The 17,949-nt window shown below is 66.7% G+C and carries 15 protein-coding genes; 14 read left to right on the top strand and 1 reads right to left on the bottom strand.

Annotated features, from left to right (window positions below; all coding sequences use genetic code 11):
• Window positions 1–40: 40 nt before the first annotated feature.
• Window positions 41–907, bottom strand: coding sequence for a GIY-YIG nuclease family protein (locus tag E1200_RS07120; RefSeq protein ID WP_131951003.1), 867 nt, complete (start codon window positions 905–907; stop codon window positions 41–43).
• Between the two features lie 261 nt (window positions 908–1,168).
• Between E1200_RS07120 and E1200_RS07115 the strand changes: the two genes are divergently transcribed.
• The 14 genes from E1200_RS07115 (at window position 1,169) to E1200_RS07055 (ending at window position 17,638) form a co-directional block, all read left to right on the top strand.
• On the top strand, window positions 1,169–2,440 hold the full coding sequence (locus E1200_RS07115) for a DNA cytosine methyltransferase (protein WP_131951002.1): 1,272 nt from the start codon (window positions 1,169–1,171) through the stop codon (window positions 2,438–2,440).
• 5 nt (window positions 2,441–2,445) lie between these two features.
• Entirely contained in the window at window positions 2,446–3,222 is a 777-nt protein-coding gene (locus E1200_RS35350) for a very short patch repair endonuclease (protein WP_131951001.1), read from the top strand.
• Between the two features lie 539 nt (window positions 3,223–3,761).
• Entirely contained in the window at window positions 3,762–4,310 is a 549-nt protein-coding gene (locus tag E1200_RS07105; protein ID WP_131951000.1) for a hypothetical protein, read from the top strand.
• A gap of 899 nt (window positions 4,311–5,209) precedes the next feature.
• Entirely contained in the window at window positions 5,210–5,791 is a 582-nt protein-coding gene (locus E1200_RS07100; RefSeq protein WP_165950227.1) for an SAF domain-containing protein, read from the top strand.
• Between the two features lie 365 nt (window positions 5,792–6,156).
• On the top strand, window positions 6,157–6,603 hold the full coding sequence (locus tag E1200_RS33550; RefSeq protein WP_165950226.1) for a hypothetical protein: 447 nt from the start codon (window positions 6,157–6,159) through the stop codon (window positions 6,601–6,603).
• 68 nt (window positions 6,604–6,671) lie between these two features.
• Entirely contained in the window at window positions 6,672–7,976 is a 1,305-nt protein-coding gene (locus tag E1200_RS07095) for an ATPase, T2SS/T4P/T4SS family (protein WP_165950225.1), read from the top strand.
• Window positions 7,976–8,857 carry a type II secretion system F family protein gene (locus E1200_RS07090; protein WP_131950997.1) on the top strand — a complete coding sequence of 294 codons (882 nt, stop codon included), beginning with the start codon at window positions 7,976–7,978 and terminating at the stop codon, window positions 8,855–8,857. Before E1200_RS07095 ends, E1200_RS07090 begins: the two co-directional genes overlap by 1 nt.
• Window positions 8,854–9,744 carry a type II secretion system F family protein gene (locus E1200_RS07085; RefSeq protein ID WP_131950996.1) on the top strand — a complete coding sequence of 297 codons (891 nt, stop codon included), beginning with the start codon at window positions 8,854–8,856 and terminating at the stop codon, window positions 9,742–9,744. The genes E1200_RS07090 and E1200_RS07085 overlap by 4 nt, the downstream gene beginning before the upstream one ends.
• Window positions 9,745–9,780: 36 nt before the next feature.
• Window positions 9,781–10,005, top strand: a complete 225-nt coding sequence (locus E1200_RS07080; protein ID WP_131950995.1) for a hypothetical protein — start codon at window positions 9,781–9,783, stop codon at window positions 10,003–10,005.
• A 74-nt stretch (window positions 10,006–10,079) separates the two neighbouring features.
• Window positions 10,080–10,397 (top strand): pilus assembly protein, encoded by a 318-nt coding sequence (locus tag E1200_RS07075; RefSeq protein WP_131950994.1) that lies wholly within the window; start codon window positions 10,080–10,082, stop codon window positions 10,395–10,397.
• Between the two features lie 2 nt (window positions 10,398–10,399).
• Window positions 10,400–10,846, top strand: coding sequence for a TadE/TadG family type IV pilus assembly protein (locus E1200_RS07070; protein ID WP_243708391.1), 447 nt, complete (start codon window positions 10,400–10,402; stop codon window positions 10,844–10,846).
• Complete coding sequence (locus E1200_RS07065) at window positions 10,843–11,298, top strand: pilus assembly protein TadG-related protein (RefSeq protein ID WP_131950992.1); 456 nt, start codon at window positions 10,843–10,845, stop codon at window positions 11,296–11,298. Before E1200_RS07070 ends, E1200_RS07065 begins: the two co-directional genes overlap by 4 nt.
• Window positions 11,295–14,063: a BTAD domain-containing putative transcriptional regulator gene (locus E1200_RS07060; RefSeq protein ID WP_131950991.1), complete on the top strand. Its 2,769-nt coding sequence runs from the start codon at window positions 11,295–11,297 to the stop codon at window positions 14,061–14,063. The genes E1200_RS07065 and E1200_RS07060 overlap by 4 nt, the downstream gene beginning before the upstream one ends.
• 113 nt (window positions 14,064–14,176) lie before the next feature.
• On the top strand, window positions 14,177–17,638 hold the full coding sequence (locus E1200_RS07055; RefSeq protein WP_131950990.1) for a hypothetical protein: 3,462 nt from the start codon (window positions 14,177–14,179) through the stop codon (window positions 17,636–17,638).
• Window positions 17,639–17,949: the final 311 nt, after the last annotated feature.

The raw sequence follows: 17,949 nt of genomic DNA, 5'->3' as shown, positions 1-17,949 counted from the left end.
CCACCTGCTATCGCGGTCGCTTGGTTGAACTCTTAAAAAGTTACTCATCGCCGCCTTCAACCTCATCCTCACCTTCGCCCTTACCCGGCTTACGTGTTTGCGGCACTTGCTCGACGACGCCGTCAGCGCGGTAGTACCGGAAGGCGCTGGGATACGTCTTTTGATTATCTCTGTACATAATTGCCCAGCCCACCAACGCACTTATCTGCCACTCCTCGGGCATGTGCTGTGAGACGAACCGGAACGCCTGGTCTGCGGTCATCTCCTCATCGGGGACGACGACAGTCTTGGTGCGCAATTCTGCGACACGCTGTTGAAATCGAAAGTTAAATGGAAGTCCATCCTTGATGGCCTGGAGTACCCCCTGAAGTGATTGAGGGCCTGGCGTCAGTCCTGCAACTCTAAGATCAAGGTCGATTGGGAATTCCAAGTCAAAGTGATTTTCTCTATTTCTAGTCGTGTCTCGTTCTCGACCGGGATCATTGATGCCGAATCCTCGATTGTTCCAGACGATTCTTCCGGTCCTAAGGTGACGCTTGATCAGCATCTTTTCGGGGGAGACGGCGGATAGATCCTCTTCGACGAATAGGCAACGGAATGACATTTCTTCGAGAGAGATGCCGACCCTGCCTGAGAGCTTGAATAGATGGTCCCCTAGGCGCTTGGGCAGCGGCTGATCGGCCTTCCCGACATAGGTGAGTTCACGTTCCTTGCCGGGTTCCTGGCGAAAGAGTTGATAGACGCCGGACATGCTCGGCAATCCGAGTTTCTGAGCCTGCGCGGGAAGCGCGTCGAGGTTCTCCTGTGTGAGTGGCGCCGGCTCCAAGCGGTCAAGCGCGGCGTAGAGTTGCGTGCTCAGCGCCTCGGTGATGCTGAGCCTGAACTGGTTGCTGAACTGGTCGCTCACGCGAGGTCCCGTCCTGGCCCGGGTCGGGTCGCTGTCGCTTTACGGTCAGCGAGACTGGTGATCGTGGTCTTCAGTTTCTCTCACCGCCTCCGGCGTCGTCTCCGGCGTGCTCTGGGCCCGATTGTTGCAGGTTTGGGAGGTCCCGGAGTGTCGGAATGGTTGGCGATCATGAAGGGGTGGGACTGGCCTGGGTCACTCAAGGTTGGAAGCAATCTTTGCGCACTGCCCAACGGGACACCTGCTCCGCGGTACGCTTTCTACATGGCTGATCAGTCAAGTTCCACCTCGTCTTCCAGGACTAGCGTCGAACTCTTCGCGGGCGGCGGCGGGTTGGCCATGGGGGTCGAGCATGCCGGCTTCAGGCCCCTGCTGTTCAATGAGTATGCCAAGCGTGCCTGCGAGACTCTCGTGGAGAACGGGGCGGACCGTTACGACGCCGAGGGCGATGTCCCGCCGATCCCCGAGCCGGGCGATCGCCCCCCGCTGGTCGAGGGCGACGTCAGCAAGGTGGACTTCGACCACCTCAAGGGGAAGGTCGACCTCCTCGCCGGTGGACCGCCGTGTCAACCCTTCAGTCTTGGCGGAGTAGCCAGGGGTGACGAGGACGACCGTAACGGGTTCCCTCACATGTTCCGGGCTATCCGCGAGATGGAGCCCAAGGCCGTCATCTGCGAGAACGTCCGGGGGCTCCTGCGCCCTTCGTTCGCGCCGTACTTCGAATACATCAAGCGTGAGCTCTCCCTTCCGTTCGAGGAGCGAAGGGACGGCGCCGCCTGGCGTGAGCATGACGAGGTCCTTCGGCACATGCTGGAGACCGCGACAATCGAGCCCCGCGAGCGTTACGACGTGCGGCACTTCCCCGTCAACGCGGCTGACTATGGCGTCCCACAGATCAGGAACCGAGTCATCCTCATCGCCTTCCGGCGCGACCTCGGGATCGACTGGGACCGTTTCCAAGACCTCGTACGGCCCCGTTACTCCGAGGCTAGCCTGCACGAGGACATGGCCAGCGGTGCCTACTGGGACCGTCACCCCGAGGTTCCCAGCGAGATCCGAGAGAGAGTGATGGCACGGGTCCCGCGACGGACACTCGATACGCTAGACGGAGAGCGCCTCCTGCCGTGGCGTACGTTTCGAGACGCTCTAAAGGGAATCGATGGGCAGAAGCCTTTGCCGCCGGTAGAACGACTCGACCGCAAGGAGTATTTCCTAGGGGGCTTCACCGACCACATCGGCTGGCCAGACGCCCGAATATATCCGGGGCACACACCCAACGAACTCGACCGGCCCGCGAAGACGGTCAAGGCGGGGGTCCACGGAGTACCCGGCGGGGAGTCGGTGATGATGCTGGATGACGGCAGCCACCGTTACATGACGGTACGCGAGACCGCTCGTGTCATGACCTTCCCCGACGACTGGAAACTTTGCGGTCCCCGCGGGGAGAAGATGCGACAGCTCGGTAACGCGGTGCCGGTGCTGCTCGGCAAGGTGTTCGCTGAGGCTGTCGCCACGGTCCTAGAGGAGGCCGAATAGCCGACATGACTACATCGATCGACGATGGGCGTGGTCGGTGGAAGGACAGACCACCACCCGCGCGCGCGTGGAAGGGGCGCCCCGGACTTAGTCGAGCCTCGCGGACGGCCGAGCAGGATCGTGCCGCCGGCGGGCGTGGTCGCCGCCTCGTCGAGCTGGGAGGCGGCCGTACTGCTCGCGCCTCAGTCGAGCTCAAGGTTCTCCCCAACACCCGACGGATCCGTGCCTATTTGCGCTGGTCTGATGGTGGCAAGACCACCGAGAAGTACCTTGGTGAGGTCTCGGATACAACGAGAGCGCGCAACCTCGCAACGGCGTGGGCAATGGCTTTTGAGCAGAAACTTCTCATGGCTGCGGAGACGGCTGATGGCTCATGGGCGAGCTCACCCAGTGTCCGCACGATCATGCGATCTAACCGAAGTCGAGACACAAAGCCAGAACTCGCTTTGCGTTCGGCCGCCCACAGACTCGGGCTCCGCTACCGGGTGGATACGACTCCGGTCAAGGGCCTAAGGCGACGAGCCGACCTGGTTTTCACCAGAGCTAAGGTCGCCGTCTTCTCTGATGGCTGCTACTGGCACGGGTGTCCGGAGCACTACCGGCCGGCGCGCCAGAACAGCCAGTTCTGGAACGACAAGATCTCAAACAACCGTGTGAGGGATCAGGACACGGACGTAAGGCTCGCCGACGCCGGCTGGCTGGTCATCCGCGTGTGGGAGCACGAGGACCCAGGAGAGGCTGCCGTACGTATCGCTCAAGCGGTTCGAGGCCGACTCCAGTAACCGGCCTGCGTCTGGAGAGCTTGAGTAAGTTCGGGGCGGAGTGGGGAACGCGCCAATTGAGCCCGGTAGCTCAGCCATTCGGACGGGTCCGGTTCACTCAGTCGACGGTAGCTCCGATCGATGGTGACCTGTCGTTTCCTCGCTGCCATTCCGAGACAGCTAGACTAGGCTGACCAGCTCCGGCGATCCGATCGTCATCGGTGACCGCGTTGCCCGATCTGCGGTAACGTGGTTGGTGTGCGTTGACTATGGTGTGTTGTGCCAGCTTCCGCCGATTTTCATTTGAAATAGGGCTTTCGGTAAATCCTGCTCCTTGAGGAAACCGGTTCCAAGCCTGCTCTCCATGTACGTCGATGGCGTACGACCTGATGTCCAAATGGTGCCTTCTGTTCACTCGTGAGTCAATCGCCTAGGCGCCCCATTGTGGAGAGATTTACCTTGCTGATGCTGTGATACGTAGGAAAAGTGCTCAGACTGCATCTATTATCGCTCGACGTTGCTTGTCGCGGTAGCGCGCATAAACGATCAAGTGTTGGAAGGTGAACTTGTCTGGTACTGGCAGGCGGATGGCCCGTCGGTGTCTCGGTGTTTCCGTCGCGGTGTTGATCTGTTCGGGCTGCGGCGGTGGTCAGGAAGTCGTTGCCTTGCCCTCGCTGACGAATTCTGTTGCTCCGTTGCCCTCGTTGAGTGCAGTGGAAGAGGATGCTGTGGCGTCTGCTTACACGAAGTTCGTCGCGATGCTCGACCGTGCGGATTCTCTGCCCGCTGAGTCTCGTAAGGCGCAACTTGCGACGGTCATGGTTGATCCTCAACTTTCACGTGTGCTGCGGCGTATCGATGAGATGAAGCGTCAGAACATCGCGACTTACGGCCACGTCATCGTTCACGTGAAGAGCGTTCAGCTCACCGAGAGTGGCGCCACGGTCATTGACTGCCAGGACTCCCGCGGCGCCGGAACTATGAACTCGGTTACGGGGAAGAAGATCAACCGTGGGGTTCAGCAGGGGAGCACCAAGGCGTTGTTGGTGAAAGGCTCGGATGGGCAGTGGCGGGTCAGTAAATCGATCACGGTCGGGGAAGGGTGCTGACGAATGGAAGTCGTTGCCCCCATGCTCGGAGTCGGTCTCCTTGTTTCTTCTTCCGTTGCTGTGCCACCTTCGCAGAACCCACTGCCGCCGAACGCGAACTCGTACGGCTACAACTACGGCGCCCAGGACGCTGGGGAGCCCGCAAGTAGCGGACAGGCGCCTGCCGCTCCGCCGAGAGGGAACCATGCGGATGTCTCACAGGAGCCCAGACCCCGTGATTGCCAGGAGCTGAGCGAATTCGTGCAGGTGGTCTGTTCGCCAGTGGGGGAGGGCGGCGAGGGGGCCAAGGTTTCTCCGGCCGAACTGGCGTTGACCAAGTGGGCGCGTATGCCGATTCCGGTTCCGGCGGTGCGGACGGCGCCGCCGCGCCGGACGGGTGGGCTGGTTGGGCTGCCGCAGTGGTTCTGGGTGACCAACTGGCGCTCGTTGAGCGATCGCGTCACTGCCCGGGACGTGTGGGTCGAGGTGATCGCGCGGCCGCAGAGTATGACGATCGACGGGGGGCCTGGGGAGCCGGTCGTCCGATGCTCGGGGCCTGGTACGGCCTACGAGAAGTCACGGTCGGCCGCATCGCAGCGCACCGATTGCTCCTACACCTTTACGCGGTCTTCGCTGCATGAGCCTGGCCCGGCCTATCGGGTGCGGGTGACCGTGCTGTGGGGCGGCACGTGGCGCGGTTCTGATGGGTCTGGTGGTGCACTTCCGCCCTTGAGCCGGTCTACGACCTTCCGGTTGCGGGTGGCCGAGGCGCAGGCACTTTACGGATGAGGGTCGGTATGAAATCGAGTGGCCGAATGTTGCCGGGGCCTTCCGCGTCCAAGACTGCGAACGGCGGCGGTGCCCCGTCATCTAAGCGACTGGCGCGGCAGCGCCGCCCAGGGACGATTGCCGCAGCGGCGATGTTGTTGCTGCTGGCAGTGGCTACCAACGTGTATCTGTTCCGCTCCTCGGGCGACCGGGTCTCGGTCGTCAGGCTTTCGCGTGATGTCGCGGTGGGACACAAGATCACTCAGGCTGACCTTGACAGGGCCAAGGTCGCGGTGCCGCCGGGCGTGACGGTGGTCCCAGGCCATCAACTCGAGCAGGTCGTCGGGCGGCGTGCTGCCGTGGGGCTGCGGAAAGGAACGCTCCTGGCGGCATCGCAGCTGACGACGCAGCAGAGCCCTCCGGACGGGCGGGCGCTGGTGGCCGTGCCGATGAAGGCTGGTGCGATGCCGCCTGGCTTGGCGCCCGGTTGGAGCGTCCGCGTGGTGTTCACCTTCGGCAATCAAGGCCAGGAGCCCGTGGCCGGCGCGCCGCAAGGCCGGGCCCAGACAACTGCCCTACGGGACGTCGCCGCGGTGGTTGATGACGTGGAGGGGCCGGACGCCGAGGGCGCGATGACGGTCTCCTTGGTGGTGCCCGAAGCCGACAGCAGCGCTGTAGCGCGGCAGGCGGCCGCCGGGATGGTCGTGCTCGTGGTGACGGAGAGGCGAGGCTGATCATGGCGCTGCACTGCTTGGTCTCGGCGGGCGGATCGCCAGGTGTCACGACCACCGCCCTGGGGCTGGCGATGACGTGGCCGAGCGAGGTACTGCTGACCGAGTGTGACCCCTTGGGACGCCGTGTGCTGCCAGGGTTCATGGCAGACAAGGTCCGCGGGCCGGTTGGCCCGGGGCTGCTCGGCTTGGCGATGGCTGCCGAATCCGGTCCGCATGGTCGGCTTCCCCTTGAGGATTACCTGGTTTCCATCCCAGGGGAGGGCTCCGTGGAGTTGCTGCACGGAGTCCGTGATCCTCGTCACGGGGTTCGATTGGGAGCGTTGTGGGGTCGACTCGCTGAGGCGTTGACCTCGAGGCCGGGTCATGTGATCGCGGACCTCGGGCGCATTGGCGGCAGAGATACACCGGATGCCTTGCTCCGGGCCGCGGGGACCGTGGTCATGGTGTTGAAGCCGACGTTGACGCAGGTCGATGTCGCCGGTCCACGACTCGACGCTCTGAGAGATCTGCTCGGCGACCGCACGGCCGTCGGGCTGTGCCTGATCACGGAAGGGCCCTACAGCGCGGCTGAGGTCGAACGCGTCCTTGGGACGCCGGTGTTGGCTGAACTCCCGTGCTCGCCGGCCGATGCTCGGGTGCTCTCCGAAGGTGCTCGGCCCCGGAGGACCTTCAAGACCTCGCTCCTCTTGCGGTCGTTTAAATGCCTTGGTCGGCGCATCCGCGCAACTGCCGGGTCGTTGCCGACGGACATCGAAGACCAGGGCCGGGATATTCCGGCGGCTGTCGGTGCCTCCGTTGGAGGCGTCCGGTGAGCGCCCCTGGTTGGACGTTCGCCAGGCCGGAGGGTGCCCCCTACACCGGCTCTGCGGCCCCAGGGGGAGTGCTGCCAGACGAAGCGGACGACGCGAATGTATGGGCGGCGGTGCGCGAGGTTTCTGCGCAGCTCGTGGACGTCCTGGGCGACGGCGTCGACCGGATACGGGCACGGCAGTTGATCGACGCGCAGGTACAAGCGTGGTCGCACGGGCTGCTGGCGTCTGGACGGGTGCTGTCGGCGGAGGCGCTGCGCGAGATCGCTCGGCTGGTCTTCGACCGACGGTTCGGGCTCGGCCCGTTGCAGCCGTACCTGGAACGCTCCGACGTGGAGAACATCGTCGTCAACGGCTGCCGACAGACCTGGATCAGCTACACCGACGGCACCAAGCGGCCAGGGCCACCAGTGGCCGAAACCGATGAGGACCTCGTCGAGTGGGTGCAACTGCTGGCGCGCCGCGGGAACACCGGCCGCGAGTTCTCCCACGCCTCGCCGCTGCTGGACGTAGCCCTGTCCGATGGTGTCCGGCTGGCCGTGGTCGGCTGGGTGTCGAGGCGTCCGCATCTGGCGCTCCGGGTACACCGGCTGGTCGATGTCACCTTGCGGCAGCTCACCGACCTCGGCACCCTGACCGAGCCGCTGGAAGCGTTCCTGAAGGCCGCGATCCGGGCCCGTCGCAACGTCATCGTGTGCGGTGAGGTCAACACCGGCAAGACAACGCTGGTACGTGCGTTGGCCAACGAGATCCCGCCCGAGGAGCGGGTCATCACGTTGGAAAGCGACTTCGAGCTGTTCCTGGACGATCCGCGGCTGGCGCACCGGCATCACGACGTCGTCGCGTTGGAGGCCCGTCAGGCCAACGCCGAGGGCGCGGGCGAGGTCCGGTTGCAGGACCTGGTGCCGGCATGCCTGCGCCTTAATCCCGATCGGGTAATCGTGGGTGAGGCCAGGCATGGGGAGCTGGCGCCGATGCTGGAGGTGATGTACTCCGGGGCACGCGGCTCGATGTGCACCCTCCACGTTCACCGCCCCGAGCATGTGTTCAGCCGCGTGGTCCAGCTCGGCCGTCGTGCCGATCTCGGCCTCGGTGCCGATGACGTGCATCTGATGTTCGGGCTGGCCGAACCGTTGATCGTCTACCTGGAACGGGACCAGGCGAGCAACGAGCGGTTCGTCTCGCAGGTGATGGAGATCGGACCGCCGGCGGACTCGGTAGAGCCGACCCGCAACCTGATCTTCACTCCCGGACCTGACCGGCGAGCCACTCCGGCACGTGGGCACATCAGCGCCGCCTTGCTTGAAGAACTGGTGACGCAGGGCCTCGATCCCGAGATGCTGAGACCCAGTCCAGACGCCGGGGGTTGGCTGTGATGAGCCTGCTCGCCGCCCTGGCCGGCCTATGCACCGCCGGGGCCATCTTCGCGCTCGTGGTCGGCCTTCGGGCGCCCGAGCCTGCGGAACGGCGAGTGCGTCCACCATCCCGGTTGCAGACGCTCCTACGCTCGTCGTCCTGGCCCGGACGCCGTAACCGCTTGCTCGCCAGTGTCGTGACGGCCCTCGCCGTGTTCCTGCTGTCCGGATGGCCGGTCGCGGCCCTCGCAACAGGGGCCGGGGTGTACGCGGTTCCGCCGATGTTGTCGGGACGGGCGCCGCAACGGCGGATCGCACGGCTGGAGGCGTTGGCGCAGTGGTCTCGGCGGCTGGCGGAGATGATGGGCGCCAGCCGTGGCCTGGAGCAAGCCCTGGCCGACAGCGCCCGTATCGCGCCCGAGGCCATCCGCGCGCCGGTGAGTGTGCTGGCGGAGCGGCTGAACAATCACGCCAACCCCGAGCAGGCGCTCCGGGCTTTCGCCGACGAGTTGGATGACCCGATTGCCGACCTGATCGCCTGCGCACTGGTGCTGGCCTCTCGTCGGCGTGGGCCAGGGACGCGGGAGGCGTTGCGCCTGCTGGCCGATGCGGTGGAGAACGAGGTCCTCGTCCGTCGGGACGTCGAGGCCGAGCGAGCCGGGCTCCGCACAACGCTGATCGTCATCGTCAGCTCGGTCATCGCCCTGAGCGTGCTGTTCGCCTCGTCCCAGACATTCGCTGCCCCCTACGGCACCGCGCTTGGGCAGACGGTGCTGGCCGTGGTCGCGGGAATCTACGGGGCCGGGCTGTGGTGGATGCGGCGGCTGTCGGTGCTGTCAACCGGGGCGCGGTTCCTGTACACCGACCGTCGTGCACCCACCGCGCAAGGGGCCGAGCTGTGACCGTAGTCGCCGCTGTCGCCGGGGGCCTGGGCGCCATCGGGATCATCGTGCTCATCTGGGAGCTTCGGCCCGCGCCTCCTCGCCTGGACGCAGCGTTGGCCCGCATCCAGCCTGTGCCGAACCATCTGCCGCCCGACCACGCCCGGGGCACCCGCGAAGGTATCGGACGGTGGCTGGCAGACCGTCTTACGCGTCCTGCTGGGCTCCTCGCCCTACCGCGAACTGATCTGGCGTTGCTCGGACGTCCGGTTGAGCGGTTCATGCTCGACAAGCTGGTGTTGTTCATCACCGGGCTCGTCGTGCCGCCCATTTTCAGTTGCCTGGTGGCCTTGGCCGGAGGGTCACCGACGTGGACGTTCCCGATCATCGCTGGCCCTGCTTTGGCCGGGATCCTGTGGCTGGTCCCGGATTGGAACGTGCGGTCTCAGGCTCGTCAGCGCCGCCGTGACTTTCGGTATGCCTTCACCTCTTACCTTCAGCTCGTCGTTCTGGAGCGTGAGGCGGGCGCTGCGCTGAATGCCGCGCTGGAGAACCCCGCGAAGATCACCGATGGCTGGCCGTTCCAACGGGTCCACGAGGCGCTGACGCGAGCCCGGCATGCCCAACAACAGCCCTGGCGCGCGTTGAAGCAGCTCGGCGAGGAGATCGGCGTCCGTGACCTGATCGACCTGGCGCACACGGCGGAGATCGCCGGGAGCGAGGGCGCCAAGATGCACGACGTCCTGGTCGCCAAGATCACCTCAATGCGGCATGAAGCGTCCGCCGCCGCACGCGCCGAGGCCAACTCCCGCACCACCGCCATGTGGGTACCTACCAGCCTGCTCATGCTCGGCTTCGTGATCCTGGTCGGCTTCCCGTTCTTCTCCAAACTCCTGGCGTCCGGCTGAGCACCGGACTCCAACACCGCAATGCATCGGGGGACCATGAACACACTCAACGCAGCGGCGATCCTCGTCGTGCTCGCCGTTCACGACCGAGGCCGGCGAGTGGCCGCCGAACTGCGCGACCGCGGCGAACGCGGCTCCGGGGTAGTCGAGACGATCATCATCGTCGCGGGCTTCGCCGGGCTGGCGTTCGCCGTCTACGTGGCCGTGTCCGGCAAGGTGAACGGCTGGATCAACAAGATTCCCGGCGCCTCCGGCCCGTGAACACGCCCGACCCAGGACGACGGCGAAGGGACAAGGGCTCGGCAACGGTAGCGACCGCCATCACCTTCCCCGCCGTGGGCCTGCTGTTCCTGGCACTCGCCCAAGCCGTGATGGTGTCAGTGGCCCGTGACGTGGCGCAGGCGGCCGCTGAAGAAGGGCTCCGCGTCGCACGCGCTCGCCAAGGAACGGCAGCGGCAGGACGGACTGCCGCCGCATCCTTCGCCCGTGCCGAGCCGGTCCTGCAAACACCTGCGGTCGCCGTGTCCGGCACTAACACCATCACCGTGCGAGTTGCCGGGCACGCGCCCTCGCTGTTGCCGGGCGTCAACATCACCGTTTCGAAGACCGTACGCGGACCCCGTGAACGCTTCACTACCCCAGGACCAGCGTGACCATGACCGAGGAGACGCCGGTTCGTCCAGGTAGGGCGCGGGACGCGGGAAACGCGGTAGTAGAGACCGCGATCCTTGCGCCGCTGTTCATCACGTTTCTGGCCGGGCTTCTCGTGGTGATGCGGGTGACGCACGGCAGCGCCGTGGTCGCACAAGCAGCCGCCGACGCCGCCCGCCAAGCCTCCATCGCCCGCACCGCACACCAGGCCCACGCCCAGGCGCGCACCAGCGCGATGCACACCCTGCGCGACCGGGGCCTGCACTGCACGCCGACCGTCCGACTCGACCTGTCCGGCTTCAACCGTCCGGTAGGGCAGTCGGCCACGGTCTCCGCCCAGGTGACCTGCGACATCCAGCTCAGCGACGTCGGACTACCCGGAATGCCTGGTGCCCGGACGGTTACTAAGACCTTCCGATCACCCATCGACCCCTACCGGGCGGCCCGATGACCATCATCACTTGGGCGCGCTCGCGCGGATTACAGCAGCAGGCCGAGCGCGGAAGCGTGAGCGTCTTCGCCGTCATCATCACGTTGGTCGTCGTGGTGTTCTTCGGTGCCGTCGTTGACTTCGAGCAGGTCCTCGAAGCCCGGCAAGAGGCGAACACCGTTGCCCAGGAGGCCGCCCGCGCCGGCGCCGGGCAAGTCGACCGCAACCGTGCCTACACCCGCGGTGAGTTCGTCGTGGACCGCCAGTCCGCGCTGCGTGCCGCTCGCTCTTACCTGCGGGCCAGCGGCTACACCGGCACCGTTTCCACCGCCGGACGACGCACTATCCGCGTCCGCGTCTTGATCACCCGCCCGGCGCGCTTTCTATCGGTGATCGGAATTTCCACCCTGCACGCCGAGGGCGCCGCAACCGCGAACCTGACCACCGGAGTGGAAGGACCCCGCCAGCCGTGACCTACACCAACACCGAACGTGGACACCTCGCCGACTTCATACGCGGCCTCGCCGCCTTCGTGGTCTTCGCGTTCCTCCTGGTCGGCTGCCCGGTCGCGATGTACGCCATGGGCGGCTCTCCCATTCCGGACCGGTTCCCGTCATGGGAGGAGGTCGGCGCGACCCTGATGCGGCGGGACACCGACCAGAGCGTTTTTCTTGCCACGATCTGGCTTCTCGGCTGGGGCTCGTGGTGCCTGTTCGTGGTCACCGTCTGCGCCGAGGTGATCAACTACTTCGCGGAACTGAACAGGCCCGTCCTGCCACGCCCGGCCCGACCGCTGCAACATCTGGTCGGGGAGTTGGTCGCCACGGCCGCCCTCACCTTCAGCGCCGCAGCATCCCTCGCCACCTCGGCCTCTGCCGCGACGCACACTCACACCGTCACGGATGTCCATGCTGGCGCCGCCCCCTCGGTCGAGGAAGATCATCAGTCTCCCCGGCGAGTAGCGCCGCCACAGGGACCGGCCGCGTCCGAATGGACTCCACTGCTCGCCGACGAGGCCCCATCCCACCCGAAGCCCGATACTCGCCCTGAGCGAACACACGTCGTCAAGCGAGGCGAGACCCTCTGGGACCTCGCCCGCCGCACCTACGGCTCTGGCGGCCTCTACCCCAAGATCTTCAAGAGCAGCAGGAACATCGACCAGCCAGACGGGGTGCCCGCCCTCACCAATCCCTCCAGCATTCACCCGGGCCAGCACCTCCGGATTCCCCGCCCCAGCGCTCCGGACGGGTCCTCGTCGCCGTCGCGAGTGGACTCGACGCCGCCCGCACCTGAGCAATCGACGCCGCCCGGACGAGGCAGGGCGAACGAAAACCGATCATCCGCTTCAGCTGGTTCAACATCTGGTGAGTCGAGGCCAACGCAAGTGCCTAGTCCGGTAGTGGCACCGCCTCGGGACGGTTCCGCGAGCCCGGCACCATCGGCACCGAACGACCAGGACAGTGCGGGCGCACCGCTGGCGATCTCCCTACCGTCCGGCTCGCTCATCGGCATCGGCCTCGCCGCCGCGCTGAGCGTAGCCGTGGCCGCTACCCGCCTACACCGACGCCGCCGACGCGTGCCCAACCCCGACCCAAGTTCGTACGGGCGCGCCACAGATTCCCCGCTGCCTGCCCCGGTCCTCAAGGCCCGCCATGCCCATATGCGCACGTACAACGACCGCGATGCCCCCACCCCGTCCGACCCCGACCTGGTTCGCGAGGACCTGCATGCCGCAGAGCCCGACCAGCTCGTCGTGGGAACCCGTAACGACCAAGCGCTCACCGTTCGCCTGGCCGGACTCAGCCTTGGGTTGTCCGGAGACGGCGCGCACGCCGCCGCACGCGCCATCACTACCGAACTACTGGCCAAGGCGCACCGCTACCGTGCAGAAGTGCTCATCCCGCAGGCCGACGCGCAGGCGCTCTTTCCAGGCGACGACATCACCGACCTCTGCGCGGCCCTCGAAGGTCTGATCATCACGCCGTCCCTGGACGAGGCGACCAACCGCCTGGAGGCAGAACTCCTTCGCCGCGGCCGGATCCTTGAGATGGCCGAGCAGCCAGACGTGCCAGCGCTGCGCGGCGAGGACCCCGCCGAGCCCCTGCCGACCGTGCTGCTCGTCGCATCGGTGCCCGCGGACAACGGCACCGTGCAGGGACTCGCCGCACTCGGCCGCCGTTACAGCCTCGGCGTTCTTGCTCTCGGTCCCTGGCCGTCCGGCACCCGCGTGGGCCTATCCAGCGATACGACCGTTACGGCCGCTCACGGCCCGGACGCCGAACGTTTCATCGGTGCCCGCCTGTTTCACCTGACAACCGACGACGCCGCAGGCATGCTGCGGACCATCCGGACCGCCACAGGCACCGAAACGGACGCCGCATCGCTGTCCCCTGACGCGGGCGTCGAGCCCGAACCGGGACCCGAAGCCGAACCGCCTGCGGTCTCGACCATGATCCCGCCGCCGCGCACATCTGAGGAGGCGCGGCACGCACCGGTCCGGCTCGACGTGCTCGGGCCCGTCCGCCTGTTCACCGCGAACGGACCGGTCAACACCGGGCTGCGCCAGCGCGCCCGTGATCTGCTGGCCTATCTCGCCGTGCACCCCGACGGCGCTACCCGCGACCAGGCATGCGCCGATCTCTGGCCGGAGGACAACCCGGAGAGCGTCGTCCCGATGTTCAACACCGCCGTGACCAACATTCGCAGCGTTCTCCGGACTGCTACCGGCCTCAGCGAACCCATGTACGTCATCCACGACGCTGGCCGTTACCGCATCGACCCTGACGTCATCGACATCGATCTATGGCGGCTGACCACAGCGCTGGCTGAGGCCCGACGGGCCGCCGACGACACCGCTCGAATCAAGGCACTGACGCTTGTCGCAGACCGCTGCGGCGATGAGTTCGGAGGTGGTCTCACCCAGGAATGGGCCGAGGTCCAGCGCGAAAACCTCCGCCGCACCACCGGTGACGCCCTCGCGAACCTCGCCCGCCTCATTGAGGAGGACGATCCGGAACAAGCGCTGGTGGTGCTGGAACGGGCGATCACCCACGACCGCTACTCAGAGCCCCTCCACCGGCACATCATGCGGCTACAAGCCCGCCTCGACCGTCCGGACGCCGTCCGCCGTACTTACGAGCTCCTCGCCGCCCGCCTCGGCGAACTCGACGTCGAACCCGACGACGAGACTCGTAAGCTCTTGAGTTCCTCAACGCGGGCATCGAATCGAAACCGATGACGGGGACGGGCACTCAGCAAGCGCGGAAACGCCGGTCAGGTACGAGCACCCGCGAGCGCTGGAGCACCAGAAGACGCGTTGTCAGAGCCAAGGGGATGTGATCGGGTATCGGGGTGGACGTCGACCAGTTCTTCAACTACGGGCCGCGCGCTCCATTCGAAGTACAACATGTCTTCACTGACCGGGAAGCGCAGATCCGGGCCTTTCGAGACCGGTTCGCCCAACTGGCTGGACGGTCATGGACCGTCGACGAACTGCTCAACTTCCAGCGGCCGGCGTCCAACGTCATCGCCGTCTCCGGTGAAGGCGGGATCGGCAAATCCACGCTGGCCCGCCATGTCGCGGGCCTAGCGGTCGCCGGTGAACTCGAGGGCCTGCCGCAGCGTGGCGCGCATGCGGTACTCGACTTCGCCGACCCGGCCAGCTCAAGCTTCGAGGCCGTCCTGCTCCGGGTGCGTGCCGCACTCGCGCCCCTGGCGAAATCGTGGCCCGCGTTCGATGTGGCACTGGCCGTCTACTGGCAGCGCAAACATCCAGGCGAGTCACTGACCGCGTTTCTCCAGAAGGACAGCGCTGCGGACTCGCTCGGGGTCACCAAACAAGTCGGTGAGGCCGTCGACCAGCTCCTCGGCGGCTTCGGCGCGCTGTCGGTGGCCTACCGAGCGCTGAACCTGCTCGGCCGGACCACCGCGCAGAAGGCCCGGTTGAAACGGCTGCGGGCCGAGTTGCCCGCGCTCGATCCAATCCTGGCCGAGCAGGACCCAGACCGGATGCTGGGATACATGCCGGTACTCCTGGCCGCCGACCTGGAACAAGCACGCCGCAAGCACCCGACGCTGGCGCTGTGCGTGCTCGACACGCTGGAGAACGTCCAACGCCTTCCCGCCGAACGCGGTGGCCTTGAGGACCTGGTCTCACGGCTGGTGTACCTCATGCCGAACGTGGTGTTCGTCGCCGCCGGACGACGCCCGCTGCGCTGGCACGACCCAGCCCACGCCGTCGCGCTGACCTACGGCGGTGAGCGCCGCTGGCCGGGCCTTGTCGGTGGCGACCAGCTCGGCCTCGGCGGCTTCGACCGGGCATCGGCCGAGGCGTACCTGACCGCGCGACTCACCGTGGACGGGACCCCCGCTATCGGCCGAGACATCCGAGAACGGATCATCGCGGGCTCGGGAGGGTCACCGCTCTACCTCGATCTGTCCGCCGGACTGTTCGGGCAGTACCTGGCGAGGGGTGAAGCACCGCCTGCCGATGCGTTCGGCCTCGGGTTCCCCGAGCTGGTGCTGCGAACGATGCGGGACTTGTCCGCGACCGACCGCGACCTGCTGCGCGCGGCGGCGCTGCTGGAGGCGTTCGACGAGGACGTGCTCCACGCGGTGCTCCCGCATGTGCGGTTGCGGCAGATTGAACGGTTAGTGCAACGCCCCTTCGTCCGCCGGGACGAGACGGTGTGGCCCCCGTACCGGCTGCACGAGAACCTACGCCGCAGTGTCATCGAATGCGACGCCGACACCGACGACGGCTGGACGCAGAGAGAACGGACCCGCAACGCCGAGCAGGCGATCGAGCATCTGGCGCGGGCCGCGTTGGAGGTCTGGGACGACGACGCCGACCATCCGATTCCTTTGGGTGTGCGGAGCAGGCGATGCGTGGCGGCGTTCCTGCTCGTTCTCCGTGCCTCGGACGAACACGGCCTCGCGCCGACCTCTCTAGGTGACCTCGCCTACAGCCTCACTGTGCTCGGGCATTGGCAGGTGCTGGTGTCCCTGCCAGAGCTGCCCGGCTCACCGGAATTGGCTCGGCTGACCGCTGTTGCGAGGTTGACCGCACGCGGAGACGTCAACGCCGAAGCCCGCTATCAGGCACTGGGCGAGTTGATCGGCGAACCCGCAGGCCCGTACGCCGACTACTACCGGCACGAGCTGGCGAGCCGCGCGCACATCATCGGCCGGGTTGAGGAGGCGTCCGAGCACCTGTCCGGGATCGAGCCCACCTCACTCATCGGCGCGAGCGCGCGGTTCGGCTTGGCCGACAACGCGCTGCGCCGCGGCGACTACCAGTCCGTAGCGCGGCTGATGGACGGTGCCTCGCAGTCGGGCCCGGACCAGGTGCGCGCTGCCGACCTACTCGGGCACGCCCACCTGCAGAACGCTCGGTTCGCCGAGGCGGCCAGGTTCTTCGAATCGACTCTGGAAGCTGCACGCGAAGCCAATGCGCCGGTGTGGGAGGCGCGTGCGCTGCGGCACCTACTGCTGGCGTTGATGTGGTCCGATCCAGACCGGACGTTGTCCCTTCTCGGCCGCGCGCGTGAGCTCAACAACTCGGCCGGAGAACTGATCGGGCTCGCCCAGTGCGACATGGCCGAGGCGATGGCGCGTGCGCTTCGGGGTGACCACCGGGCGGCCGCCGAACTGCTGGAGGCGGCGGCGCGCCGGTTCAGTGAACTGGGGGCCACCCGTGAATTGCTGCCCGTCGAGGCGTTGCAGGTCTTGCTGGACGCCGCCGGCGGCGGAAAGGCGCAGGCCGAGCGCATCGCCCGACGGCTGGGTGAAGATTGCCTGCCTGTGTGGGCGCCGGTGACCCGGTTGTGGGCCGGGCAGGATGCCGACTTCGGCGGCATCGGATGGCTGGACGATCCCGACTCCGCGCGGCGTCGCTGGGCCGAGGCCCTCACGCGACTGCGGGCGCCGATCTGCGGGCCGCTGGATACCGGCGACCGTCGGGCCCTGATCCAAACCGGCCGCGTACCTGACGCGCTCATCGAGACCGCGATCCGGAGTGCGCTGACCAGTCCCGCGTTCGACGGGCCCCGCGATCCGATCGCAGCCCTGGCGACGCTGGGCACCCACGGTGTCGTGCAGGGCGTACGGACGGTGGTGAAGGTGCGCCGACGGCTGCATGAGCAGCTGGAGACGATCCGCGCTTTCGAGCGGTTGCGCGCCACGACCGGTGTTCGGGCGCCCCGCCTTCTCGACGCGGGAACTGCCGGAGATTCGTGGTGGGCCATCCTGGAACGTCTCCCGGGCGCGCACGCGGACCACCCAACGCCCGCACGTCAGCGGGAGCTTGGCCGCCAGCTTCGGCTCTGGCATTCCCAGCCGCCCGGCAACGGCCTACGTCTGGACGACCCGGGCGCGCTCGGCGTCCTGCTGGGCTGGGCACGGAGCACCGCCCCGGACGCGTACCCGGCCCTATCCGAGGAGTTCGCCGCAGCCTGCCAAGGGCTCCCCATGACCGCAATTCACGGCGACGTGGCGGTCTGCCACAACGCGCTCTACGACGGCGATCACCTAGCCGGCCTGCTCGATCCCGGCGCGACCGAGTCCGGACCCCCGATGCTCGACCTCGCCTGGGCCCTGGCCGTCGACATGCCACGCGACGCAGAGCCCGGCCCCCTCATCGAGGGCTACGGCCGCGACGCCGTCGACCAGGACGCCCTGACCGCGCTCCTGCCATTGATGATGCTGCGCCGCTTCATCGACGTCCCGTCCCTCGGCCTCGCCGACAGCGACGGCGCGTGGATCGCGCGATGGCTACGCGACCATCGCCCCGATCTGCTCACCCTGGCCCAATGAGCTGATCTTGCTGTGCCGAGCATCCATACAGCAGCACTAACGCGCTCCCCAGGCCGCTGACTGCGAGAACGCCGACCGCTGGCTACCGCCGACCCCAGCCCCGTTTCATCTGACCTTTGAGACCTCAATGGGTGCGGACGAGCGGGGGCATCGCTGGTCAGGAGACCTATCGGTAAGGGCTCAATGAGGTTTTGCCAGCAAGAATGATCCGGACAGTGGCTACTTCTCGGACATGATCGAGCATGTTCGGGAAGACTCGCGGACAGACGGGACCGGCCGGAAACGGGACGTGGAGCCCCGGTAGAAGAGGT

Origin of the sequence: Actinomadura sp. GC306 (genome assembly GCF_004348665.1) — a bacterium.
In the GTDB taxonomy this organism is placed as follows: Bacteria; Actinomycetota; Actinomycetes; order Streptosporangiales; family Streptosporangiaceae; genus Spirillospora.
The sequence above is the reverse complement of the archived record's forward strand: the minus strand, read 5'-3'. Positions and strand labels throughout refer to the sequence as shown.